The organism is Albimonas marina (assembly GCF_029223255.1).
Lineage (GTDB): Bacteria > Pseudomonadota > Alphaproteobacteria > Rhodobacterales > Rhodobacteraceae > Albimonas.
In genome coordinates, this window is the sequence record NZ_JARHUC010000008.1 from 1 (window position 1) to 22,566 (window position 22,566).

A 22,566-nucleotide genomic window follows, 5' to 3' on the forward strand; every position below is an offset into this window, starting at 1 on the left:
AGCCCATAGGCAATGTGCCGCCCGCAGAAGCCGAAGCCGCATTCCACGCTGCGCTGGAAACGCGCGATGTGGCCGCGTAGCTAACGAACATCGGCCTCCGGCAGACCCGGAGCGGTTCAGTCCGACCCGGCACGTCCTTCTCAGCAGTTCCCCCGGTGTCGGTCATCGCGGCCTCCTGTCGGAAGGGGTAAGGGGATGTTTCACATCATGTCTGGTCTAGGTCGGCGACAGCTGTCGGAGACGGTGTCGCGACACTGTCCGTCACTGTCGTGACGACAGTTCTCAGCGCGCTTCCCGGCGCCTCCGTTCCTCTTCGATGTCGGTGATTTCGGCGCCGATCATCTCGGCGTAGCCCAGGAAGATCAGCGCTGAGCGTACCGCCTTCCGGGTGATGTCGCTGCCGTTGCCCTGCACATGCTCCAGCACGCGCATCTGGAGGCCCTGGTCGGCGATGACGCGACCCGGCAGTTTGTTCCAAGCCATCTGCTTGCGGACGCGCTCCAGGTGCTTGGAAAGAACCCCTTCCTGAGCGCGGCTCTTCCGCTTCTCGATCCCCTCGACCGCCGCGACCACCGCCGCGGTGAGCTTCGGGTGATGGAGACGCACCTCCCAGCCCAGGTCGATGAAGCCGGGGTCCGCGCAGCACAGCACCGGCTCCCACCCGCGAAGGGCGCCCCGCTCTCGGTAGACGAGCCATGCCTCCAGCGTCGAGGCGCTGCGGGCGGGTCCGATGCCGGCGAGTTCGCCCAGTTGAGCGTCGTTGTCAGGCAGCGTGCCGGCCGTGTCCTGCGCCGCAGCCTTGCCCCAAAGCAGATGGCCGAAGAACCCGGCAGCGGGATCGACTTCGCCGCGCCAGCTCGACTCGTTCAACTCGTGGAAGTCGAACTTGATCCACGAGCCGCTGAGCCTCTGGCCGAGGGGAAGAGGGTAGACGGCCAGCCCGGGCGGCGGATCGAGGTAAGCGCCGTCATGCTCAGCCATCGGATCGGCCCTCCCGCCCCTGCAGCAGCTGCACCGCGGCGCGCGCGACCTCGACCCGCGCGCGTTCCCAGTCGCCGGTCTGGTGGGGCGAGCGGATCGCCTGCAGGACGTCGTTCGGGTGCAGGCCGGCGGAGGCCGCCCAGATCACGTGCTCGACCGCCAACGACTGCGCGCGCTGGAACAGGCCGGCGTCCGCAGGCCCGTCGAGCGCCACGGGGCGGCGCAGATGCGCCGCCGCCGATAGGGCCGTGACCTCGCTCGCCAGGGCCATCGCCGGGGCCCTCAGGCGCGCGACGCGACGCGGCCGCGGTGGATCGGCATGTCCGGCAGGTCCACGGCCACCGAGTCGACCAGCCGGTCGAACTCGGCGTCGAGCAGCTCCTCGAGGCGGATGATCTGGACGCGGAAGGTCAGCTTCCCGCCCTCGCCGATGTTGTAGGCCAGCCGCGCCGCCCATTCGACCGGATCGCAGCCGGTGAAGACCGGGGTGCGCAGCCGGATCAGCTTCGGGCAGGTGACGGCGCCCTTGGTCTGGTCCGTCTCCTCGAACTTGAACTGGCGCTCGCCCGTCGAGAGGTTCACCGCGGACTTGAACTTCACGTCGCGGATGACGTCGAAGTTCTGCGCGACCTCCATCAGGTCGGCCGCCTCCGGCTCGATCGCGTCGAAGCACCGATCCTGCAGGAACTCGGCGAACTCCCGCTGGCCCATCGGCTTGTCGTGGACGTCGTGCCAGCCGGCGAACGCGGGCGTCAGGGTGGCCGGCCAGGTCGCGCGGTGCGTGGCCCAGGAGGCGCCGCCCGCGCCGGGCCCGTGCCAGTCGATGTGCGCGACGACCTCCCGTTTCTCCAGCGACGCCATGACCCGCGTCCGGCCGGCGTCGGCGAAGTCCTTCACGTAGGCGACGAAGCTCGACGGCGTTTCATGCACGACGTCGGCGCGGACGCGCTTCGGCTGGGCGCGGAACTTCTCCAGATCCTCGAACCGGACCGTGGCGCCTTCGGGCGTGATGATCGCCAGCGCCTCGTCGGGCGCGGCGACGGTCTGCAGCTCGGCTTTCGGCAGGTGCTCCCGGGCGGCGTCCAGCAGCGTGCGGGTTTCGGTGTTCATGGGCGGGCTCCTCGGCTCGCGATGACAGGGGAACGGGAACGACGACGATCAGGCCTTCGCCATGCCGCCGGGGATCGACCGCGGGCCGAACTCCAGTTCGTCCTTCGGCGGGGTGCGGGTGAGGTCGTGATCTTCGGTCGGCCAGTAGAAGGCTTCGCCCTGGGGCCGCTTCGGCAGCGTCGCCTTGACGTCCGCCTTGACCTTGAGCGCGCTCTCGCCGTTCGGCTCGACGGTCAGGGTCACCACGACCTTGCCGGACTTGCCGTAGCGGGTGACGTCGCGCACCACCTCGCGGAGCATCTCGTCGGCGTTCTCGACCAGCGAGCCGCCGTCATGGCGGCCGAGCGCCATCAGGAAGGAACTGTTCACGGGGTCGTCTCCTCTGCTGAAACGGAAAGGGCGGCCGAGGCGGCGGCCTCGCCGGCGAGGGCGAAATAGGCGGCGCCGTCGACGAAGCTGTCGGCCCGGTGCGCGCCCTGTTGGGAGCGCACGGCCTTCAGCATCACCATGAACAGCCAGCCCTGCGTCTCGGTCAGCCGAAGGCCGGTGACGGCGGCGAAGGCCGCCACGGTCGCGGCCATCGACCGCTCGCCCTCGGGCCGGTCATAGGTGCGGGCGCGGTCGGCCATCTCGGCTGCGGCCTGGGCGAGGATGTCGGGCGCGCTCATGCCGCCGCCCTCAGTTCGGCCGCCTGCGCGATCAGCCTCTCCAGCCCTTCGTCTCCGACATGCATCCCGATCGCGAGCGCCGCCTCGGCCTCGGTGCGGGGCTCAGCCGCGACGCGCTCGCCGAGCTGCTTGGCCACTCGCGACCAGATCCACAGGCAGGGCGTCTCGTCGAAGGTGACACGCTTCGGGGTGTGGTCCGGCGCCGGCGGGGCGAGGCGTGCCGCGACGCCGGCTTTCGATTGCGCGACCAGCTTGCCCACCTGCGCCGCCCGACCGCGCTGGACGAGCGCCGCGCGCAGATCCGGGTCGAAGTGCGCCAGGACGCGCGAGACGACGCCCTCGGAGGAGCCCATCATCTTCGCCACCTCGCGGACGCCGGAAGCCTCTCGCGCGAGGTCGAGGATCATGAAGATCCGCTCCGCGGTGATGCCATGGCTGCTGCGCCCCGCGACGAAGTCCGCGACCCGCTGGGCGATGTCGCCGCCGCCGTCAGCCTTCCGCGCCAGCGCCATCCGCATGTCGGAAATGTCCGCCATCGCCAGTTCCCTCTCGGCTTCCAATGTCCGTGCCTGCCGACTCGCCTCCTCGAGCGCGGCCCGCAGCTGGGCGCGGTCGCGCTCCAGCCGCCGGCACTCGGCCGATCGGGACGCCTCCGCCTCCCGCGCCACCTCGACGGCGCGCTCCAGCTCGGCGAAGTGCTCGGCCGACGATCCATCGGTCCCAGGCGCAAGGCGCTCCTCGGCGTCCCGCGCGGCGGTCTGCGCGGCCTCGGGACCCGCAGGCCGGTCGGTCGCCGGCGCGTGTCGGCAGGAGGAACAGAAGCCGCGCCGGTCGATCTCGCCCGAGGCGAAGGTCCGCTCGCAGCGGCGACAGGTCTTCACCCAGGCCATAGCCTCACTCCGAAAGGGCCCGCCGGCGCGCGGCCGGCGGGCAGGTCAGGGAGGAAACGTCCAGGCGGTGAATCCCGACGCCGCCCGCCCGCTGCGATCCCTCGCGGCAGGCAGACCTGGTGGCCGGGGCGCGCCCGGCGACTTCGCAACGCGTGGAAGGTGTCGTCGAACTGAGAGTGCGACGAAGCCCCGAATGGGAAGGTTGGGCGGCCCGAGCCGACGCTGCACCGCTGGGACGGGCCGCCCTCAGGGCGGCGATGCCGGCCCTGCGCGGACGCGGCCATGGAGTGCGAGGGAGAGGGAGGCCACGCCGTCCCTGACGGTTGCGCAGCGCATTACCGAGAGCAATCCCGATCAATAGCCATCGGCTGAAAGACTGTCCCGCAGACCGGTGGCCGACGATGCATTGGATGCCTGCGGCCGGCGCCGCGTCCGCCGCGCGCAAGCGGCCGACCGGCGAAAGAAACCGCCAGCTGGCCCAAAGCCAGCTGGCGGCCAAGTCCAACAGGAAGTGTACCTTATCATCCCCGGGCGAGATTGCTAGCGCGTCGGGGTCAGGGCGGACCACGCCGAAAAACCGGAAAGCGCGGCCGAGCCGAGGGAGGTCGGCCCGGCCGCAGTCGCCCCGCGACCGTTTCACGAGCTTGACAGACAGGTGGATGCCGAGGCCGCGGGGATTGGAATGGATGCCGGGCGTCTCGCCCCCGGCCGGCGCCGCGTGGCCGCATTCGACGCTTGATCGCTGCCCCGCCGAGCCACCCTGCGCGCGCCGTTGATCCCGAAGGGCATGCGAACCTGCGCCGGAGCGGAACCCGGTCAAACCCGCGCAGGGATCGAAGACGCGCCCCGCCCGAGAACCGGTTCGAGATGACCGGGCGGGACGCTGGCCGGCAGGCGCCGAGGGGGAAGGCGCCGGCCGGATGGGATGGGCGAGCGGGAGGGCGATCACGACGTCGCTTCCCGGGTCAGGCGGGAACGCGCGACGGCGATGCTCTCGGCCGCGAGGTCCAGGTCGAACTGGAGGCGTCGTCGCTCGGCGGGCGTGATTTCCGCGCCGCCGGGGCCGTGGGGGTCGGTCGCCTCCAGCATGTGCGCGCCGATCTCGCCGGCAGCACGGGCGATCGCGGCGACGGCCGTCGACAGCGTCCGATCTTCGCCGGCCAGCTCCCGCACTTCGGCGCCCGCGAGCGCGGCGAAGTGCCGGGCAGCGACCAGGGCGGCGGCTGGGGAGAACCCGGCGACCTCATGCAGGGCCGAGACCGGCATCCGCCGCCCGTTCGTCTCGGAAGGGTCGCACCAGTGCGAGAGGGTAGCGGCGTCGAAGCCCAGCTCTGCCTGCACCGCCCTCCGCCGGGCGGCGTCGAGCGCGTCCGAGATCATCGCGGTGGCGGAGCCGGCCGACTGGATGCGAGGGGCGCCCATCGTCAAACCCCGGCCGAGTTGTTGCGTTGCGGCGGGACGCGACGCGCCGCAGGGTTCAGGCCACGCGCCCCGCACCAGTGTTGGGCGAGGTTGAACGAAGGGACTCGATCAATGCAGCCGAGGGGGCCACAATGCCGACGGATTTCAGAGGGGGACCTATTATGCTCCGGTTTTTGATCTGGCCGGCCGTCGCGGGAGCCTGCGCCGGTGCAAGCTTTGCCATGGCGGAAGCTGCCGACTGCGCCTCCATCAGCCAGGACCTCGACCGTCTCGCCTGCTACGATCAGGAGTCCGGGCGAACCCCGACGCCCTCGACCGCAATGGCCGGGGCATGGCGCGTCGATACGTCTGTCTCCAAGTTCGACGACCGAACCGATGTATTCCTTACAGTCGCGTCCGAAGAAATTCCGCATTGCAGCTGGAACCGCGAAGGCGAACCGGTCTTCTTGACGATTCGCTGCCTTGAGAACACCACCGCCTTGGTTGTCGATACGCCGTGCCACGTTACCGACAACCGCAACTATGGCGAAGTCGACATGCGCGCGGACGATGAGCCCACAAGCACGGTTAGGATGCGCGCCAGCACGAACAACCAGGCACTCGGCCTTTGGACCGGAGGTCGAGCGATCCCTGTGGTTAAGCGCCTCATCGGCAAGTCCACGCTTCTGGTGCGGTTCACGCCCTACAGCCACAGCGCGGAGACGCTGACCTTCAACATCTCCGGTCTGGACACCGCCATCCCGCGCCTTCGCGAGTCTTGTGGATGGTAGCGGCGCGGGATCCGGACTGGCCAACGTGACCTGCGCGATCATGCGGCCTCCGCCTCCTCGCCGTCAGCGCGGGGGAGACTTGCGAGCGCTCTTTCCGCCGTTTCATCGCGGCGCATGTGAGCCAGAAGCATCCACTCGGCCGTGATCTCGGCGAAGCCGCGTTTCTGCGCTGCGGCGACAACGGCAGCCTGATGCTGCGACGGGATCCGACCGGACCGGGCCCACTTGTGGACTGCGGCCTCCTTTGCGCCGACCTCATCCGACATCGCTCGGCGGGTAGGCCAGCGATCGATCAGGTCGCGAATATGGTTCTCGCTGCTCATGGTCAGCCACCCTAATGGAAAAAACGTCCATCGGTCAATCGTGGGAAAACCTTAGATTGGAAAAAACATCCATAGAGACATCATGCGCGCATGAAGAATGATGGCGACCGACAGCCCCAGGAGCTTGATCTCGTTGCCGAGCGCCTCGTGGCACTGCGAGAGGCGCTCGGCATGAAGAGCGCGCATTTCGCCGATGTCATCGGCGTCGATCGGTCGAGCTATTCGAAGATCGAGAGCGGCAAGAAACCGCTGCTACCGCCTGTGGCGCTCAAAATCTGGAAGCTATTTGGCGTGGATATGAACTTCATCTACCTGGGTCAGATCCGCGGCCTCCCCGAGAGCTTGTCCAGCACGGTCACCCAGAAACTCACGAAACGTAGTTGATACAGTTCGTGAACCCCGAGCCCAGATAGTCGGCTTGCGGCGAACAGCATCCGTGTGCCGAATGGGTATGCGTCCATCTAATCCCCCCAAGTTTGTTCTCTATGCGTTCATGATGGGCCGCATCGACGGCTACAGCAATGATGGAAGTTTTATCCACAATCCGAGTTGACTTTGGAAGAAATGTCCATCAACTTCTCCTCCGTCACCCCCGACGGAGGACCCCATGCCCGCCCCCAACCGCAAAGCCATCGCAACCGCCGTCACGCCGCGTATGGCCGAAGCCGGCGCCCGCGCCCTGCGCGATCTCCTGATCGACGGCGATCTCGCGCCGGCCTGCGCCGCCATCTACTCCGCGATGGAGGACGAGCGCCTCTCCGAGCATGCCTTTTCCGGGGCCCGGCCCGGTTATGACGAGGCCCCCGCGCCCGCCGCCCACGCCATCGTCGACGCGCTGGTGCGCCTCGAGGCCGCGATCCTCACGTTCATCGCCAACGACAGCGACGCCGACATCTTCGACGCCTTGGTAGAGGAGATCGCGCACGCGCGCCGCGCCCGGCTCGAGTTCGCCGCCGCGGGGGCGCGGACATGACCGACGCTGCCTCGCCCGTCACCACCACCATCTTTAAAGTGGTCGAGGCCACCGGCCTCACGCCCCGCACTCTGCGCCATTGGGAGAGCGAGGGTCTGATCACCTCAAGCCGCACCGGCCGCACGTCGCCCCGCACCTATGACGCCGACCAGGTCGCCCGAATTCGTCGGGTGATGGACGTGCGCCGCATGGGCTTCTCGATCCGCGAGGTGCGCGACCTGCTGGCGCTGGAAGCCGCCGGCGACGACGGCGCCCCGCTCGCCACCCGCATGCGGATGTTCAACGCCCGCGCCGCCGCGATCACCGAGGCGCAGGAGGAGCTTCGCCGCGCCGCGTGCATGGTTGCCGAAGAGCGTCTGACGCTGCATCGGCGGGAGGCGGCGGGCGTTTGTAAGGTTCGGTCATCGTTGTCTGCTTCGCTCGTCGGAGAGGCGCGCGCATGACCCGCTCTCCCCTATTCTCGAGGCTGACGCTGCGGCTCAGCTTGCTAGGCCTAGTGACCTCGAACGTGAGGAAACGGCATCAGCTTCGAGAGCTTGTCGACGCGCAGCGTGCTGCGACGATACAGCTCCCACTCGCGGCGAGACGCATCCCGATGCCTCGCTCGCAACGGGCGGCGCAACCGCCATTCCTCCAGCGGGCGAGGCGTGTGGTCTTGGTCGAGCCGTCGCTCGAACTCGTCGACCAAAGAAGAGGAAATGCGCTCCGGCAGCAGCACAACGTCAATCACGGCACAGAGCATCGCAAGCCGGAGACGTCCCACGGTCGGCTCGACCTCGAGCCAGGCGTCGACAACGTCAAGAATGTCGTCCGGATCTGTATCGGCCGCCGTCGTCGGGCCAAGTATCGCGCAGGCGATATCCGCCAACACATCGTAGGCAATGGTCGTGGGCAGGCTGGCGAGGAAACCCAGTATCGTGGCTTTCGCTTCGAGCCAGGCGAAATCAGCCTCGTCGGGCATGAGCTCGCCTCCTTTCTAGATTCGCGCCGCGAAATCATGCCGCGCAGATCCGTCTGCCGCACGCATTTCCGTCTGACGGATCAGGATTCCGCAGTCTCTTCATCTCGTTGGCGACGTCGCGGGTGTGGTCGCAATTTGCACCCGACCGCGGTGCAACTGCAAACGCATCTCCCGGCGCAGAGCTTTGGCTTCGACGCCTGCAGCGCGACGGAGCCGGTCCGATGAGACCAGTTGCGCGAGAGGCCGAAAGCCAAGATCCGCCGTGTGCACGGCTCCATCTCGACGATCTCCGCTTCGCCGCAACCCTGATCGCCACGCTCGCGCGCCAGGTCGAGACGGCGGCTAGCCACGCGGAACTGCGCAAGGCGCTGGAAGCGATCCCCGCCGCCCGCGACGCGCTGGAGGCCGCCATCGCCACGATCGAAGCGGGCGAGCCAATCCAACCCCGCAAGCCGACGCTCTGCGCCGAATGCTTCCGAACCGAGGGCGACGCGCATCGCCCCTGGTGCCCCCACGCCTGAGCCGAGAGAGGAGACCGCCGACATGACGAAGACGACGAACGATTTCGGTCCGCTAATCGCCCGCTTCGACGTGCGCGCGTTCCGCTTCATCACCCATTTCGTCGGGGCCGAGACGACGCGCTATTACCTCGAGGCGGTCCACGTCGAGCCGGTCGCCGCGGAGCTCGGCGGCGGCGTGGTGCTGGTCGCCACCGACGGCCACCGCCTCGGCGCCTACTGGGATGCGAACGGCAAGGCCGCGCGTCCCGTCTCGATCTCGGTCCCCAATCACGCCGGCTTCGAGCACATGGTCCACCGCTGGCGCCTGGGCGACCTCGCCATGCACGAAGGCATGGGACCTGACGCGCGGGTGTTCACCGCGCATCACTCCGCGGAGGACGCCTTCGCCGAGATCGTGCTGGGCTGCGAGAACGCAGGCTCCGAGCATTTCCCCAACTGGCGGAAGGTGGTGCCCTGGGGCCTGATGAAGGTCCAAGGCGGCACGCGCGCCGAGTTCAACTGGCGCGTGGTCGAATCCTTCGCGGCGGCCTTCGCCGACGACGTGATCGACGACTACGACGGCGGGACGATACCGGCGGCCCGCATCCCGATGATCTTCGGCGACGACCTCACGGGACCGCAGCTCGTGCTGCGCGATGACGTGCCGGACTTCGTCGGCGTGATGATGCCCGTGGGCAAGCCCAAGCTGACCAAGGACAAGCCCGCGGGGCAGCTCTCCACAAAGCAGGTCAAGCGCCTGCTGAAGCTGGCTCCCGCGCCGGAGGCCGCGGCGTGACCGGGTCCGCGCGCAGCTTCGCTCCGCCCAGCCTCGACGGCCGCGTAAGGGCCGTCGAGGCGCTTGCGGCCGATGCGAGGGGCATGGCCGCCGGCAGTTCCCCGTCGGCCGCCGAGGGGCGTCTCGCCCGCAGCAAGGCCGCCGCCGCCATGCAGGAGGCCGAGGCGGCCCTCCTGGCGCTCGACGCCCTGCGCGAGCGTCTGCTCTCCGCACATGACCTCGCTGCCGAGATCGTGCGCCAATCCGAGGAGAAGGCCGCATGAACGTCATCCCCTTCGCCGGCGCCGAGGCGAGGCTCGCCCGGCTGGCGGCCTCGGCCTACGCGGTGGCCACATGCAACGGCTCGCCGACCCTCTACGTCGAAGAGCCCACGTTCGCATCCATCCAGACGCTGCGGGACGCCTGGGCGACGCTCGTCAAGGTTCGCCGCGACCGCGAGCTCGCGCGCCGGGCGATCGAGGCCGCTCGCGCCCCGGGCGGGGGAGACGCGGCATGAACGGGATAGAGAGCATCGCCGCCGAGCGTCTTCGCCAGTTTCAGGTCGAAGGCTTCACGCGCGAGCACGACGACGAGCATGCGTCCGGAGAGATCGCCAATGCAGCGCTCTGCTACGTCTGGTCGGCGATGACGGGCGCCCACCAGATGACGCCGCCACGTCCTCCGGTCTGGTGGCCGTGGGCGCATAGGTGGTGGAAGCCCAAGGACCGGCGCGCCGACCTCGTGCGCGCCGGCGCCCTCATCGCTGCGGAGATCGATCGGCTCGACCGAGCCGCCCTCCGAGACGGAGCGGCCCGATGACCCGCCTCGCGTCCGGCTGGTGGATCGTCCCGGGCGTCCTGCTGGGCGCCGCCGGCTGGTCGTGGATCGCTTCCTTTTTCATCGCCGCATTCGGAGGCTGATCTTGAACGACCTCTCAGGCCTCTTCGACCTCGCCGCCCAGGCCGACGCCGCGCCGCAGCGCGAGCTGATCGTCGACAGCTTCGCCGGCGGCGGCGGCGCCTCGACCGGGATCGAGATGGCGCTCGGCCGCTCTCCCGACTTCGCGATCAACCACGACCCCGAGGCGCTGGCGCTGCACGCGGCCAACCACCCCCAGACGGTGCACCTTTCGAAGAACGTCTGGCAGGTGGACCCGCTGGAGGTCGTCGGCCGACGGCCGGTCGGGCTCGCCTGGTTCAGCCCGGACTGCAAGCATTTCTCGAAGGCCAAGGGCGGCCGCCCCCTGTCGAAGGGCGTTCGCGACCTCGCGTGGGTCGTGGTGCTCTGGGCGAAGCGCGTCCGGCCCCGGGTGATCATCCTCGAGAACGTCGAGGAGTTCCGCACCTGGGGGCCCCTGACCGCGGACGGGATGCCGTGTCCCGAGCGTCGCGGCCAGACGTTCGAGCGCTGGTGCGCCGAGCTGAAGCGCCTGGGCTACCGGGTCGAGTGGCGCGAGCTCCGCGCCTGCGGCTATGGCGCCCCGACGATCCGCAAGCGGTTCTTCCTGATTGCCCGGCGCGACGGCCGCCCCATCGTCTGGCCCGAGCCGACCCACGGCGCGCCCGACTCCGAAGACGTCGAGGCCGGCCGCCGGAAGCCTTGGCGCACCGCGGCCGAGATCATCGACTGGTCGCTGCCGTGCCCGTCGATCTTCGACACGGCCGAGGAGATCAAGGCGAAGCACGGCCTGCGCGCGATCCGGCCGTTGGCCGACGCGACGCTGCGCCGGATCGCGCGAGGCGTGATGCGCTACGTGGTCGAGAACCCGCGGCCCTTCATCATCCCGGTTACGCACCAGGGCGACCTGCGGACCCACGACAGCCGCGACCCGCTCCCCACGCTGACGGCAGCCAACCGGGGCGAGCACGCGCTCGTGACCCCGTTCGTCAGCTACGGCCAGCAGGGGGGGATGAACCGCTCGGCCGAGGATCCGCTCCACACGATTACCGCCAGCGCGAAGGACACCAACGGGCTGGTCGCCGCGACGCTCATCCAGACCGGGCAGGGCGAGCGCCCCGGCCAGGCGCCGCGCGTCCCGGGCATTGACAAGCCCATCGGCACCCAGGTGGCCGCCGGCGGCCGGCATGCGCTGGTCGCGGCGTTCCTCGCCAAGCACACCACCGGCGCCACCGGCGCGCCGCTGACCGACCCGGCCCCGACGATCACGGCGAACGGCTACGTGAAGCGTCCAGGCGGCGCCGCGCCGGTCGGCGTGGTCGCCGCCTACCTCGCCCAGCACAACGGCGGCGAGGTCGGGCGACCGGCCGACGCCCCCGTCTCGACGCTCACGACCGCAGGATCCCACCAGCAGCTCGTCGCCGCATCCATGGTCACTCTAAGGGGCAGCGACCGCCGCGCCGCCGCGGTCGACGCGCCCGTGCGCACGATCTCGGCCGGGGGCACGCATGCCGGCCTGATCGGGGCCTTCCTGACCAAGTATTACGGCACCGGCGACGGCGCCCAGGTCGACGGCCCCGCGCCCACCGACACGACCCGCGACCGCTTCGGGCTGGTCACCGTCGAGATCGACGGGGCGACCTACGCGATCGCCGACATCGGCATGCGGATGCTCACCCCGCGCGAGCGCTTCCGCGCCCAGGGCTTCCCCGACAGCTACCAGATCGAGATCGGCCGGGGCCCGGACGGCGAGCCGGTGAAGCTGACCAGCACCGCGCAGGGCCGAATGTGCGGAAACAGCGTCTCCCCGCCGATGGCCGAGGCGCTGGCGCGGGCAAACGTGCCGGAGATGGCCGAGGGGCGGGAGGCCGCAGCATGAGCCTTGTCCCGTCCACCCAAACGTTGCGCAAACCTGAGGTCGAGCCTCAGAAAGTAGCCCGACTGCAAATCGGCGCCGCGTCGGACGGTCGTTCTCTGGGGCGTCGAACGGATCGCTCGGCCGGGACCTGGCTCTGTTCGCCTTGGGTATCGATCCGGAGGCAACCTCGCATAAGTGAACAATTTCACGTGAAGTGGGAAAGGTTTGCTTCCTGCAGGCAACGAATTTTTGGAGCTGCACTCAAGTTCGTGGATTTCTATGTGATATCAATCGGCGGGGTTAACTGGGGAGTTGCCCTCGCTGCGCTGGAAGCCGCGATTGAGATTTTGGAGTCGCGCTTGGCGGTGACGCGTCGCCTGCTGTCCATAGCTGGGGAGAGGCTGCAGGCGACGCTGATCCACCGTCTTCTGATTGCGATCACTGAGTCTGTGGATCACGCCCTGCAGGACCGCGCCGCCTCCGGCTTCGATCGCATCGGCCTCAATCTCGACCATCTCCTGACGATCGCCCGCCTCGCCGGGACAGTGACGGTTTCGGCCAGGAGCAAGGGCGACCCCGCTCGTCTCGTCGGCGACGATCCCGACGCGTTGTGGATCGTCATGCCGATGCGGCTCTGAGGGCGCGGCGTGTCGCTCCCCGTTAGACAGGGAGCCGTCAGCGAGCCGCTGACGGGCTGGCGCGAGGATCGCGGCCTTGCGCACCCGCGGATCGCGGGGCGCGCCTACGGCTGCGCCTGGTGCGGCGAGCGCTTCCGGGCCCGTCGCGCGAACGCCCGATATTGCGGCCCCGCCTGCAGCTCGGCCGCCCGCGCTCTCGCAGCAGCGCACGGCCCGGAGCTGGTCGAGGCGCTGCTCGCGCATGTCGCCGCCCGCGGCCGCAAGGCGGGGACGCCGGAGCGGCTGCGCGCCGCCCAGGTCGCGGCCTTGCGCGCCGAACGCGAAGGGGGCGACGCCGCATGACGAGCCCGCGCCTCCCCGTTCCGCCCCTGCAGATGGACGCCGATCTCGCCGCCGCCTATGTCGGCGAGCGGTCGAGGGCGACGTTCCTTTCGCGCGTCGGCGAGGTCTATCCTCGTCCGACGGCGCGACTCGGGAGGCGGGACCTATGGCTGCGGACGGACCTGGAATCGGCGGTCGACCGTCTGCACGGACGAGGGCCCTCCCGCCTCGCCGACGAACTATGACCGGCCTGCCCCGCTACCTTCGCGAACGTCGCACGAAGTCCGGCGTCGCCTACTACTGGATCCCGCGCAGCGCGGACGTCGCCTCCGGCTGGATGATCTCCTCGGTTCCGCTCGGCCGCGACCTCGCGGCGGCGATCGTCCGCGCCGAGGCGCTGAACGGGGATCTCGACGCGTGGCGCGCCGGCCTCGACACCTCGACCACCGCGGCCGCGCGGCCCGGCTCGCTCGACTGGATGCTGACGACCTATCAGGCGTCGCCGCGCTTCCGTCAGCTCGCCGTACGCTCGCGCGACGAATACCGCCGGCACATGGCGCACGTCAGCGACCGGAAGACGAAGCGCGGCCGCCGGGTCGGCGACCTCGCCGTCGCCGACTTCGACGGCGCTGCGGCGGACACGCTCTATCTGCGGCTGCAGACGGTCGAGGAGGAGGATGGAACGATCCGCCATCGCATCCGCCAGGCGGATTTCGAGATCGTGATCCTCAAGGCCGCGTGGGACGTCGTCCAGCGGCTGCACCCGGAAGCGTTCCCGAAGGGGAACCCGTTCCGAGGCGTGACCCCGGTCAAGCGCCGCAAAGCGACCAAGACGCCGGCTACGCGCGCCCAGGCCTATGCGCTCGCCGAGGCGCTGCGCGGCCTCGGGCATCCCGGCCTGGGGGCCGCGGCGCTGATCTGTTTCGAGTGGCTGCAGCGGCCCGAGAACGTCCTCGACGGGGCGCTCGCCTGGACGGACTACAGGCCCGGCGCTTCGGTTCGGATCGACCACTGGAAGACGGGAGAGACGATCGACCTCGCGCTCGCCTCGGGCGGGGTCGCGCTGTTCCCCGAGATCGAGGCCTATCTCGCGACGGTCCCGAAGCTCGGCGCGCCGGTCGTCTGCTGGACGGGCGACCATGCGAGGCGGCCGGGCCGCCGCGCCGAGGCCCCGGTCGCCCGCCCCTACACCCACCGGCACGCGCATTCGGTCGTGGCGCGGGCGCGCAAGGCCGCGGGCCTGCCGGATCACGTCACGCTCGCCGCGTGCCGGCATGGCGGCTTCACCGAATTGGGGGAGGCCGAATTGACGGACGGCCAGATTCGCGCGCTGGGCGGACACCGCTCGCCGACCATGCCTGCGGTCTACGCGAAGCGGACCGACAAGGTCCGCGAAGGCGCGGCCAGGCGACGATTCGAGATGCGCCAGGCGGAGGCCGGCGCGGGGTCGGATGGGACTGGATCGGGAACCAGAGTTGAAACGAGCCTCAGAAACCGAGTTGAAACGGGAGGCTCGAAACAGGGCTAAGGTATTGGCGCACCGGGGAGGATTCGAACCCCCGACCCCCAGATTCGTAGTCTGGTGCTCTATCCAGCTGAGCTACCGGTGCGAGGCGCTGCGGGTCGTCTCCGCGGCGCTGCGGGGCTTCTAGCGGGGGGGCGGGGGGAGTGCAAGAGGGGTTTTCGCATAACCGACGCAACGTCGTGCAGGAAAACGGATCGGGAGTGCTGCGGCGAGGGGTGAAGAGGGGCGTCGGTCGCGACGGGAGGGTTCCGCGCCCGCAAGGGCGCGTCGCGACGGCGCCCCTGCCCCCTCCCCTCAAGCCAGGTCCCGCCAGGCGGGGCGGCCGTTGGGGAGGGCGGTCGCGGCGTGGACGGCGCGGGCGACGGAGCGGGCGACGCAGTCGGCGGCGGCCGAGCCGACCGCCGCGAGGCGCAGGGCGCGGCCGCGGGCGTCGCCGGCGGGAATCGCCTCGGTCGAGAGGGAGAAGATCGTGTCGCCGTCCATCGGCGTGTGCGCAGGGCGGATCGCGCGGGCGAGACCGTCCTGCGCCATCATCGCGAGCCGGCGGCACTCGGCCGAGGTCAGGGCGAGGTCAGTGGCGGCGAGGCCGATGGCGGTCGCCCGGCCGGGCTCGGCGGCGGGCGCGTCGGCGGGGGCGAGGGAGAGGCGGCCCTCCTCGGGCAGCGGGTCGGGGGCGCGGGGGGCGTGGGGGTCGGGGCGCAGGCCGCCGAACTCCCAGCCCTCGGGGCCCTCCATCTCAAAGGGCCAGGCCCAGAAGGCGCGCGAGCCGGGGATCAGGACCGAGCCCACGGGGTTCGCGGCCACCAGGGCGGCGACCGTGACGTCGCGGCCGTCCGCGCCCAGCCCCGGCAGCACCACGGAGGCGGAGCCGAGGCCGCCCTTGATCCGGCCGGCATGGGCGCCGGTCCCCGCCCCGACGGTGCCGAGCGCGAAGTCGGGGCCGGCGGCCGCCAGCGCCTCGCGCGCGAGGCGGGGGTGGGGCGGGCCGCCCTCGGCCGCGAAGGTCTCGGCGAAGCCGGGGGCGAGGTCGAAGAGGATCGCCGAGGGCACGATGGGCACCGGCGGCAGGCCCGGCGCCATGGGCAGGCCCTCGCCCCGGGCGGAAAGGGCGGCGGCCACCGCGTCCCCCGCGCCCAGGCCCAGCGCCGAGCCGCCGGAGAGGACCAGCGCATGCAGGCCGCCCACGAGGTTCTCGGCCGAGAGCGCCTCGATCTCCCGCGTGCCGGGGCCGCCGCCGCGAACGTCGGCGCCGGCGGGGACGCGGCCGGGGGCGAGGATCACGGTGACGCCGGTCGCCAGGGTCGCGTGGCGCGCGTGGCCCACGGAGAGGCCGGCGACGTCGGTCAGCAGGTTGCGGGGGCCGGGACGGATGGCGCGGGACATCGGGGCTCCGGGGGCTTGGGGGACGGATCGGGCGACCATAGGCGGCGGCGGGTCGGAGGCAAAGGGCGAGGGCGTGGCGCCCTGCCCGGCCGGCTGCCGGAGAAGGCGCGAGGGGCTGGATTGCTGATGCGCAGGGGGAGGCGCTCTTGGCCCTCGAGGACGCGCCGCGTCGGGCGGGGCGCCGTCGGCCCGGGCGCGCTCGCGGCGCGGGGCGGGCGATGGCGACTGGGGCGGGCGGAGCGTTCCGGCGAGGGGGAGAGAAGGCGCAGGGGCGGGGAGCCTCCGGCGGGCTCCTGACTCACCCAAGAACAAAGCGCCCGCGCCTGTTCTCCGGAGCCGTCTCTCGCTGATGGATGCCTGAGCGACTCGGCCCCCGGGGTCAAGGACAAGCCCCGCTTCGCGGGGTCGCTCCGCGATCCTTGACCCCGGGGGCCGAGTCGCTCTTTCCGGCATCCGCGAGAGACGGCTCCGGAGAACAGGCGCTTGGCGGCCCGGGCGGGCGGTGCGCCATGGCGCCTGGATCGCAGGTGGAGAAACGGGGGCGCGGGCGCGTCGGCCGGGGGGCGCCGCGGGCGGGGCGACCGGCGCGACGGGGGACGCGGCGCCTGGGGCGGCGGGGAGAGGGGGTGCGGCAGGCGTGGAACGGGGCGCGGGGGGGGAGCGCCCGTGTGGCGGGAACGGGCCTAGGGCCTGGCCCCATAAACGGGATTCCCCTGACGGCTCAGATTTGATTCAACTTCCGCAAGGAGGAGGTTTCGATGCGCCGTCACGAACTGAGCGACCAGGAATGGGCGATCATCCAGCCGCTGCTGCCGCAGGAGTCGCGCGGCGTGCCACGGGTGGACGACCGGCGGGTGATCAACGGCATCCTGTGGCGGTTCCGGGCCGGAACGCCATGGCGGGACGTGCCCGAGCGCTATGGCCCGCGCACCACGCTCTGCAACCGCTTCACGCGGTGGCGGGCGGCCGGGGTCTGGGACCGAATTCTGGAAGCGATCTCAGAAGCCTATGACGGCGACATCGTGATGATCGACAGCTCCTGCGTCCGCGTCCACCAGCACGGAGCCGCAGGAAAAAGGGGGGCGACGACCATGGCTGCATGGGACATTCCCGCGGCGGCCTGACCACGAAGATCCATGCCCTGGTCGATGCCGAGGGCCGCCCCATCCGTCTGAAGCTCACCCCCGGCCAGGCGGGCGACGCGCCCGTGGGGACGGCGTTCGTCGCCGATCTCGTTCCCGGCTCGACCCTGATCGCGGACCGCGCCTACGACACCAACCCGATCCGCGAGGTCGCGGCGGCCCGCGGCGTCTGGGCCAACATCCCGCCCCGCATGATCCGAAAACAGGCCTTCAGCTTCAGCCCCTGGGTCTATCGTCAGCGCAATCGGGTCGAGCGCTTCTTCAACCGCATCAAACAGTTCCGCGGCCTCGCCACCCGCTACGACCGCAGGCCCGACAACTACCTAGCCGCCCTCAAGCTCGCTGCGATCCGCTTCTGGATTGCGAACATATGAGTCCGCGCCCTAGGCCAGGACGGGGAGCTCCGCAGGAGTTGGGAGGCGCTCTGGGGCCGGGTCGGCGGCGGAGGGCCGTCCAGGATGGCGCGCGCCGGGAGGGCGCGGCATCAGGCGGCGTGGTCGCGGGAGGGGCGGCCGCGGGGGACGAGGCGGGGGCGGGAGGGAAGGCTGACGCGGAAGGCGGCGCCCTCGGTGGTGGAGGCGGCGAGCTCCACCCGCCCGCCGTGGGCGCGGGCGAGCTCGGCGGCGATCGCGAGGCCCAGGCCCGCGCCGCCGCGGGTGGCGCCGCCCTTGAACGGGGTGAAGAGATTGGCGCGCGCCTGCTCGGGCAGGCCCGGGCCCTGGTCGGAGACCTCGATCACCACCGTCTCGTCCTCCCTGCTCGCCGACAGGCGCACCTCGCCCGAGCGCGAGGCGTTCTCCATCGCCTGGCGGGCGTTGCGCGCGAGGTTCACCAGGACCCGGTGCAGCTGGTCGGGATCGGCGGGCACCGTCAGCCCCTCGGGCGCGGCGTTCACGAAGCGCACGCCCGCGGCGCCGGCGCCGGCGGGGGGCGCCTCGGGGGCGTTGCGGTCGGGGAAGACCACGTCGCCCACCTCCTCGGCCAGCGCCCGCAGGGCCACCGTGCGGATCACCGGCGCGGGCTCCTCGGCCTTGCCGAAGTCGAGCGTCGAGGCGCAGAGCGCGGCCGCCCGGTCCAGCGAGCGGATGATCTTGGGGCCCACCCGCGCCACGCGGGGATCGGCGGAGCCTTCCAGCCGGTCGGCCAGAAGCTGGGCGGTGGTCAGCAGGTTGCGCAGGTCGTGGGAGACCTTGGCGAGCGCCTCGCCCATCGCCGCCAGCCGCGCCTTGTGGCGCAGGGCCGAGCGCAGCTCGGTCTCGAGCCCCGCGAGGGTCTTCTCGGCCTCGGCGATCTCGGCGATGGAGCTGTCGGGGCGGATCACCCGCTCGGGATCCTCGGGGTCCTCGGAGAAGCGGCGCATGTTCTCGATCACCCGGGTCATCGGGCGCACCAGGAAGCGGCGCAGCGCCAGCCAGATCAGGCAGCCGGTCAGCAGCGCGATCACCGCCGACATCGCCAGGATCCGCAGCGCGTAGGCGACCATGGCCTGGTGCAGGCGCGATTCCTCGACCGTCGCCTCGATCGCGTCGCCGCCGCCGTTCACCGGCAGGCCGATCACCCGGATCACCCGGTCGCCGCCGAGCAGCAGCGCCCGCCCCGCGTGGCGCCATTGCGCGAGCAGCCCCTCGGAGCGCAGGTCGTAGGTGGCGTCGACCGGGCGCGGCATCGGCTGGGCGAGGATCAGCACGCGGGCCTCGTCGCGCTGGAGCACGATGTTGAGGACCTCGGCGGTCTTCAGGAGCTCGGCCTCCAGCTCCGGCGTCACCATGTCGTCAGGGGTCGCGAGCAGCGCCAGCGAGGCGATCTGCGCCCGCTCCAGCCGCTCGTCCAGCCAGGCCTCGCGGAAGGCGACGACGGTGGGCGCGAAGAACAGGCCCTCGATCAGCATGACGAAGGCGGCGGTCAGCAGCAGCAGCCGGCCGGACAGGCTTCGGATCAGCATGGCGGCGCGCAGGCTCCCATCGCGCTCCTCCTCGCGCAGGCCCGGGGATGCGGAGCTGCGGGGGTCGACGCCGCCGTCGCGGCGCCGAGTTGCCCCAATTGTAGGGCTGAGGTAGGAGGCGCGCCAGTGGCCGCGGCGACCCGTCCCGTTTCGGGACGCAGCCGCGGTTTCCCCGCGGGAGGCGCGGGAGGGGAGGATCAGCCGATGCCCGAGACCCTCGAGGTCATGCTGAAGGGAAAGCGTCTGCGGGTGCAGGCGCGCACCGAGATCGAGCGCGCCTTCTGGACGCCCTTCGCCAAGGGCGCCGAGCATGTCGGCTGGGAGGACGAGACGCTGGATTTCGTGGCCGCCCGGGCCGCGCGCGGCGTGGTCTTCGTCGACATCGGCGCCTGGATCGGGCCGGTCAGCCTGCTCGCCGCCTCGAAGGGCGCGCGGGTGCTGGCGCTGGAGCCCGACCCGGTGGCGCGCGCCTCGCTGGAGGAGAACCTGGCGCTGAACGGGCTGCGGGCCGAGATCGTGCCCGCCGCCCTGCACGCGGACGGGGGCGGGCTGACGCTGTTCGGCGGACGGCGGGGGCTGGGCGGCTCGATGACCTCGGCGCTCGGCGTGCACAAGGGCGAGCCGGTGCATGTGCCCACCGTGACGGTCGAGGAGGTCGCCGACCGCGCGGGCGAGGGGCCGGCGCTGATGAAGGTGGACATCGAGGGGCACGAATATTCGCTGGGCCCGGAGCTGTCGCGGCTGCGCGCCCGGCTGGGCGGACGGCCCGAGGGGGCGGCGCTGCACCTGTCGCTGCACCCGCGGCTGCTGGTGAAGAAGCTGCGCCGGTCGTGGACGCTGTTCGCCACGAAGCGCGCCTTCGAGGCGACGCGCGACCTGCTGGCCTGCTTCGGGGACGCGCCGGTCGCCGTCTCGGGCGAGGGGGGCGGGCCGCTCGACGAGGCGGCCCTGCGCGCGCGGTTCGAGCGCAAGGGCGGCGTGCGCAACTTCGCGGTCGAGATCGGCGGCTGAGGCCCCCTGCCCCGCGGCGCGGGGCGGTTTCGCATGAAATTATCCAATGACGTCAGGGCGCCCCGGCTTTCCGCCGGGGCGCCTTTCGCGTTCCGGGCGAGCGTTCCGGGCGGGCGGAACGCCCCGCTCCGCGCAGAGATCGCCTGCGCTTTGCGCAACTGCGCCTGTCGAAAAGGCGCCCGGCATCGTCGGTGCACGAATGAACCGGGCGGCGGACCGCTTCGCTTGACAGCCACGTAAGGCGAGTCGCAGCGTGGAGGGGCTCCGTCCCGTGGATGGCGCGCGAACCGTACATGCAGGCCCAGTCTCCGGCCGCCTTCAACGACCCGAGTCCCGCAGCACTCTTCCGAACACCGAGAGGACCGCATGAAACGCCAGTTGCTCGCGAGCGCTTCGCTCTGCGCCTTCGCGACCGTCTTCGCGACCGCCGCCGCGGCGAACTGCCCGGCCGTCACCGTCGCCGATCCGATGGGGGTCGCCGCCGGCGCCTATCCCCAGCAGTACGACCTGGCGGAGTTCCAGGAGCTGGCCTCCTGCGAGCTGGGCTTCCAGGAGAACCCCGCGATCGGGGAGCTGAACGCCCGCATCACCGGCAACCCCGCCGAGCTGCCCCCGGTGGCCGAGCGCCTGCCGGAGGAGCCCCTCGTCGTCGCCCCCTACACCAAGATCGGCGTCTACGGCGGCGTTCTGGACGGGCTGTCGAACGCGACCGAGGCCGGCACCTCGGACCTGCTGTCGGTGCGCCACGTGAACCTGGTGCGCTTCTCGGACGACCTGCAGACGATCGTGCCGAACGTCGCCAAGTCGTGGGAGTGGAACGCGGACTTCACCGAGCTGACCTTCACCCTGCGCAAGGGGCACAAGTGGTCGGACGGATCGCCCTTCACCGCCGAGGACGTGGCGTTCTGGTACAACGACGTCACCATGAATAAGAACCTGGTCGAGAAGCCGCGCGACCTGTGGTTCGCGGGCGGCGAGCCCTTCAAGGTCGAGGTCGTGGACGAGGTCACGGTGAAGTTCACCATGGCCGCGCCGAAGCCGGGCCTGCTGGCGAGCTTCGCCACCGACTTCGCCCAGCCGTTCCTGCCCAAGCGCTTCTTCGGCCCGTTCCACCCCGACGTCTCGGCGGACGCGGACGAGAAGGCCAAGGCGCTCGGGTTCGAGAGCGGCTATGAGCTGATCAACTTCTACTACGGCGCCTCGGACTGGAAGGACGTGCCCTCGCCTTATCTGAAGGACCCGGCGAAGATCCCCTCCCTCCCCGCAGCGGTGGCGCCGACGCTCGAGAGCCACATCACCGTCGAGGACACCACCGAGGGGCGGCGCGTGGTCGCCAACCCCTACTTCCACATGGTGGACACGGCGGGCAACCAGCTCCCCTACTTCAACGAGATGGCCGAGCTCTACGTCAACGAGAACGAGGTCCGGATCCTGAAGATGGTCAACGGGGAGATCGACTACAAATCCCAGTCGATCACCCTGCCCGACGCGCCCACGCTGCTCGATGGGCAGGAGGCCGGCGGCTACGTGGTGGACCTGCGCCCGCAGATCGCCTCGCCCACCATCACCTTCAACCTGACCGACGCCGACGAGGGCAAGCGGGCGCTGTTCAACGAGAAGGACTGGCGCCTGGCGATGTCGACCGCGATCAATCGCGACGAGATCAACTCGGTCGCCTATTTCGATCTCGGCGAGCCGAAGCAGATGCTGACCTTCGCGCCCACCCCCTCCTTCGCCACCGAGGAGCAGGCGACCTTCGCGACCGAGTACGATCCCGACGGCGCCAAGGCCAAGCTCGACGCGCTGGGGGTGGTGGACAAGGACGGCGACGGCTGGCGCGACCTGCCCGACGGCGCGCCGCTCACGCTCAACATCCAGTTCGCGACGCAGGGCGTGGCCACGGCGGTGATCGAGCTGGTGGCCCAGCACTGGCAGGACGTGGGCGTGAACGCCACCATCAAGGAAGTGACGCCCGACGAGTATCGCGCCGCGCAATCGGCCAACGAGCTCTCGGTCCACGTCTGGCTGCACGGCGCGCCGATCCCGGTGCTGCTGGGCGACCCGCAGCCCTTCATCGCGCCCTTCGGCAGCTACTTCTTCCTGCGCAACGGCATGCTGTGGGCGCAGTACATCGAGACCGAGGGCAAGGAGGGCGTCGAGCCCCCCGCCTGGGTCGGCGAGTGGAAGGACCTGGTCCTGTCCTGGCAGCAGCACCTGCCCGGCAGCGCGGAGTCCGACGAGATCGGCGCGAAGCTGATCGAGGCGCAGCTCGACCAGTTCATCTTCATCGGCCTCGTCGAGGCGCCGAACCCGATCTACCACTCCACCAAGCTCGAGAACTTCGAGACGCCCAAGACCTGGTCCTACGAGTATTACCGCGTCTATCCCTACCGCCCGCAGCAGTGGTCGCTGGCGGACTGACGCGCCCGGCGTGAGACCTGCGCGCGGCCGGCCGGACCGGCCGCGCGGCCCCCTC

At 70.8% G+C, this 22,566-nt stretch carries 26 protein-coding genes, 1 tRNA gene and 1 pseudogene; 16 read left to right on the forward strand and 12 right to left on the reverse strand.

Annotation, left to right across the window (positions count from 1 at the left end; genetic code table 11):
- Positions 1-282: 282 nt before the first annotated feature.
- The 7 genes from P2H44_RS19940 to P2H44_RS19970 form a co-directional block, all read right to left on the reverse strand.
- Positions 283-981, reverse strand: a complete 699-nt coding sequence (locus tag P2H44_RS19940) for a hypothetical protein (protein ID WP_275766371.1) — start codon at positions 979-981, stop codon at positions 283-285.
- Positions 974-1,252 carry a hypothetical protein gene (locus P2H44_RS19945; protein ID WP_275766373.1) on the reverse strand — a complete coding sequence of 93 codons (279 nt, stop codon included), beginning with the start codon at positions 1,250-1,252 and terminating at the stop codon, positions 974-976. Before P2H44_RS19945 ends, P2H44_RS19940 begins: the two co-directional genes overlap by 8 nt.
- An 11-nt stretch (positions 1,253-1,263) precedes the next feature.
- A complete protein-coding gene (locus P2H44_RS19950; RefSeq protein ID WP_275766375.1) occupies positions 1,264-2,091 on the reverse strand; it encodes a DUF2303 family protein in 828 nt (275 codons plus the stop codon).
- Between the two features lie 48 nt (positions 2,092-2,139).
- Positions 2,140-2,460, reverse strand: a complete 321-nt coding sequence (locus P2H44_RS19955; protein WP_275766377.1) for a hypothetical protein — start codon at positions 2,458-2,460, stop codon at positions 2,140-2,142.
- Complete coding sequence (locus tag P2H44_RS19960) at positions 2,457-2,759, reverse strand: DUF6378 domain-containing protein (protein ID WP_275766380.1); 303 nt, start codon at positions 2,757-2,759, stop codon at positions 2,457-2,459. The genes P2H44_RS19955 and P2H44_RS19960 overlap by 4 nt, the downstream gene beginning before the upstream one ends.
- On the reverse strand, positions 2,756-3,649 hold the full coding sequence (locus tag P2H44_RS19965; protein ID WP_275766382.1) for a hypothetical protein: 894 nt from the start codon (positions 3,647-3,649) through the stop codon (positions 2,756-2,758). Before P2H44_RS19965 ends, P2H44_RS19960 begins: the two co-directional genes overlap by 4 nt.
- A 945-nt stretch (positions 3,650-4,594) precedes the next feature.
- A complete protein-coding gene (locus tag P2H44_RS19970) occupies positions 4,595-5,029 on the reverse strand; it encodes a hypothetical protein (protein ID WP_275766385.1) in 435 nt (144 codons plus the stop codon).
- Positions 5,030-5,232: 203 nt separating this feature from the next.
- On the opposite strand from P2H44_RS19970, the gene P2H44_RS19975 reads away from it, so the two are divergent.
- Positions 5,233-5,841, forward strand: a complete 609-nt coding sequence (locus P2H44_RS19975; protein WP_275766388.1) for a type VI secretion system-associated protein TagO — start codon at positions 5,233-5,235, stop codon at positions 5,839-5,841.
- A 38-nt stretch (positions 5,842-5,879) separates the two neighbouring features.
- Here P2H44_RS19975 and P2H44_RS19980 read toward each other — a convergent pair whose 3' ends face one another.
- Positions 5,880-6,164 carry a carph-isopro domain-containing protein gene (locus tag P2H44_RS19980; RefSeq protein ID WP_275766389.1) on the reverse strand — a complete coding sequence of 95 codons (285 nt, stop codon included), beginning with the start codon at positions 6,162-6,164 and terminating at the stop codon, positions 5,880-5,882.
- Between the two features lie 90 nt (positions 6,165-6,254).
- Between P2H44_RS19980 and P2H44_RS19985 the strand changes: the two genes are divergently transcribed.
- The 3 genes from P2H44_RS19985 to P2H44_RS19995 all read left to right on the forward strand — a co-directional run bounded on the left by P2H44_RS19985 (position 6,255) and on the right by P2H44_RS19995 (position 7,580).
- Positions 6,255-6,548, forward strand: a complete 294-nt coding sequence (locus tag P2H44_RS19985; protein WP_275766390.1) for a helix-turn-helix domain-containing protein — start codon at positions 6,255-6,257, stop codon at positions 6,546-6,548.
- 223 nt (positions 6,549-6,771) lie between these two features.
- A complete protein-coding gene (locus P2H44_RS19990; protein WP_275766392.1) occupies positions 6,772-7,137 on the forward strand; it encodes a hypothetical protein in 366 nt (121 codons plus the stop codon).
- Positions 7,134-7,580: a MerR family transcriptional regulator gene (locus P2H44_RS19995; protein ID WP_275766394.1), complete on the forward strand. Its 447-nt coding sequence runs from the start codon at positions 7,134-7,136 to the stop codon at positions 7,578-7,580. Before P2H44_RS19990 ends, P2H44_RS19995 begins: the two co-directional genes overlap by 4 nt.
- 50 nt (positions 7,581-7,630) lie before the next feature.
- Here P2H44_RS19995 and P2H44_RS20000 read toward each other — a convergent pair whose 3' ends face one another.
- Complete coding sequence (locus P2H44_RS20000) at positions 7,631-8,098, reverse strand: hypothetical protein (RefSeq protein WP_275766395.1); 468 nt, start codon at positions 8,096-8,098, stop codon at positions 7,631-7,633.
- 221 nt (positions 8,099-8,319) lie between these two features.
- Between P2H44_RS20000 and P2H44_RS20005 the strand changes: the two genes are divergently transcribed.
- The 9 genes from P2H44_RS20005 (at position 8,320) to P2H44_RS20045 (ending at position 14,615) form a co-directional block, all read left to right on the forward strand.
- Positions 8,320-8,619, forward strand: coding sequence for a hypothetical protein (locus P2H44_RS20005; protein WP_275766398.1), 300 nt, complete (start codon positions 8,320-8,322; stop codon positions 8,617-8,619).
- 22 nt (positions 8,620-8,641) lie between these two features.
- Positions 8,642-9,394 carry a hypothetical protein gene (locus P2H44_RS20010; RefSeq protein ID WP_275766400.1) on the forward strand — a complete coding sequence of 251 codons (753 nt, stop codon included), beginning with the start codon at positions 8,642-8,644 and terminating at the stop codon, positions 9,392-9,394.
- A complete protein-coding gene (locus P2H44_RS20015; RefSeq protein ID WP_275766402.1) occupies positions 9,391-9,657 on the forward strand; it encodes a hypothetical protein in 267 nt (88 codons plus the stop codon). The genes P2H44_RS20010 and P2H44_RS20015 overlap by 4 nt, the downstream gene beginning before the upstream one ends.
- Positions 9,654-9,890: a hypothetical protein gene (locus tag P2H44_RS20020; RefSeq protein ID WP_275766403.1), complete on the forward strand. Its 237-nt coding sequence runs from the start codon at positions 9,654-9,656 to the stop codon at positions 9,888-9,890. Before P2H44_RS20015 ends, P2H44_RS20020 begins: the two co-directional genes overlap by 4 nt.
- Positions 9,887-10,192: a hypothetical protein gene (locus P2H44_RS20025; RefSeq protein WP_275766404.1), complete on the forward strand. Its 306-nt coding sequence runs from the start codon at positions 9,887-9,889 to the stop codon at positions 10,190-10,192. Before P2H44_RS20020 ends, P2H44_RS20025 begins: the two co-directional genes overlap by 4 nt.
- Before the next feature lie 103 nt (positions 10,193-10,295).
- Positions 10,296-12,149 carry a DNA cytosine methyltransferase gene (locus tag P2H44_RS20030; protein WP_275766405.1) on the forward strand — a complete coding sequence of 618 codons (1,854 nt, stop codon included), beginning with the start codon at positions 10,296-10,298 and terminating at the stop codon, positions 12,147-12,149.
- 248 nt (positions 12,150-12,397) lie between these two features.
- Positions 12,398-12,766: a hypothetical protein gene (locus tag P2H44_RS20035; RefSeq protein WP_275766407.1), complete on the forward strand. Its 369-nt coding sequence runs from the start codon at positions 12,398-12,400 to the stop codon at positions 12,764-12,766.
- Positions 12,767-12,775: 9 nt separating this feature from the next.
- Positions 12,776-13,108: a hypothetical protein gene (locus P2H44_RS20040; RefSeq protein WP_275766410.1), complete on the forward strand. Its 333-nt coding sequence runs from the start codon at positions 12,776-12,778 to the stop codon at positions 13,106-13,108.
- A gap of 220 nt (positions 13,109-13,328) precedes the next feature.
- The gene (locus tag P2H44_RS20045) at positions 13,329-14,615 is read left to right on the forward strand and encodes a site-specific integrase (protein WP_275766412.1); all 1,287 of its coding nucleotides are present in this window, start codon (positions 13,329-13,331) and stop codon (positions 14,613-14,615) included.
- Positions 14,616-14,620: 5 nt separating this feature from the next.
- Here P2H44_RS20045 and P2H44_RS20050 read toward each other — a convergent pair.
- Positions 14,621-14,697, reverse strand: a tRNA-Arg gene (locus P2H44_RS20050).
- A 209-nt stretch (positions 14,698-14,906) separates the two neighbouring features.
- Complete coding sequence (locus P2H44_RS20055) at positions 14,907-15,995, reverse strand: P1 family peptidase (protein WP_275766415.1); 1,089 nt, start codon at positions 15,993-15,995, stop codon at positions 14,907-14,909.
- Between the two features lie 758 nt (positions 15,996-16,753).
- On the opposite strand from P2H44_RS20055, the pseudogene P2H44_RS20060 reads away from it, so the two are divergent.
- Positions 16,754-17,511 (forward strand): annotated as a pseudogene (locus P2H44_RS20060) (IS5 family transposase).
- A gap of 110 nt (positions 17,512-17,621) precedes the next feature.
- Here P2H44_RS20060 and P2H44_RS20065 read toward each other — a convergent pair.
- Positions 17,622-19,079 carry a sensor histidine kinase gene (locus P2H44_RS20065; protein ID WP_345799008.1) on the reverse strand — a complete coding sequence of 486 codons (1,458 nt, stop codon included), beginning with the start codon at positions 19,077-19,079 and terminating at the stop codon, positions 17,622-17,624.
- A gap of 204 nt (positions 19,080-19,283) precedes the next feature.
- Between P2H44_RS20065 and P2H44_RS20070 the strand changes: the two genes are divergently transcribed.
- Both P2H44_RS20070 and P2H44_RS20075 read left to right on the forward strand, forming a co-directional pair.
- Positions 19,284-20,090 (forward strand): FkbM family methyltransferase, encoded by an 807-nt coding sequence (locus P2H44_RS20070; protein WP_275766417.1) that lies wholly within the window; start codon positions 19,284-19,286, stop codon positions 20,088-20,090.
- A 366-nt stretch (positions 20,091-20,456) separates the two neighbouring features.
- Positions 20,457-22,511: an ABC transporter substrate-binding protein gene (locus tag P2H44_RS20075; RefSeq protein WP_275766419.1), complete on the forward strand. Its 2,055-nt coding sequence runs from the start codon at positions 20,457-20,459 to the stop codon at positions 22,509-22,511.
- The last annotated feature ends 55 nt before the right edge of the window (positions 22,512-22,566 follow it).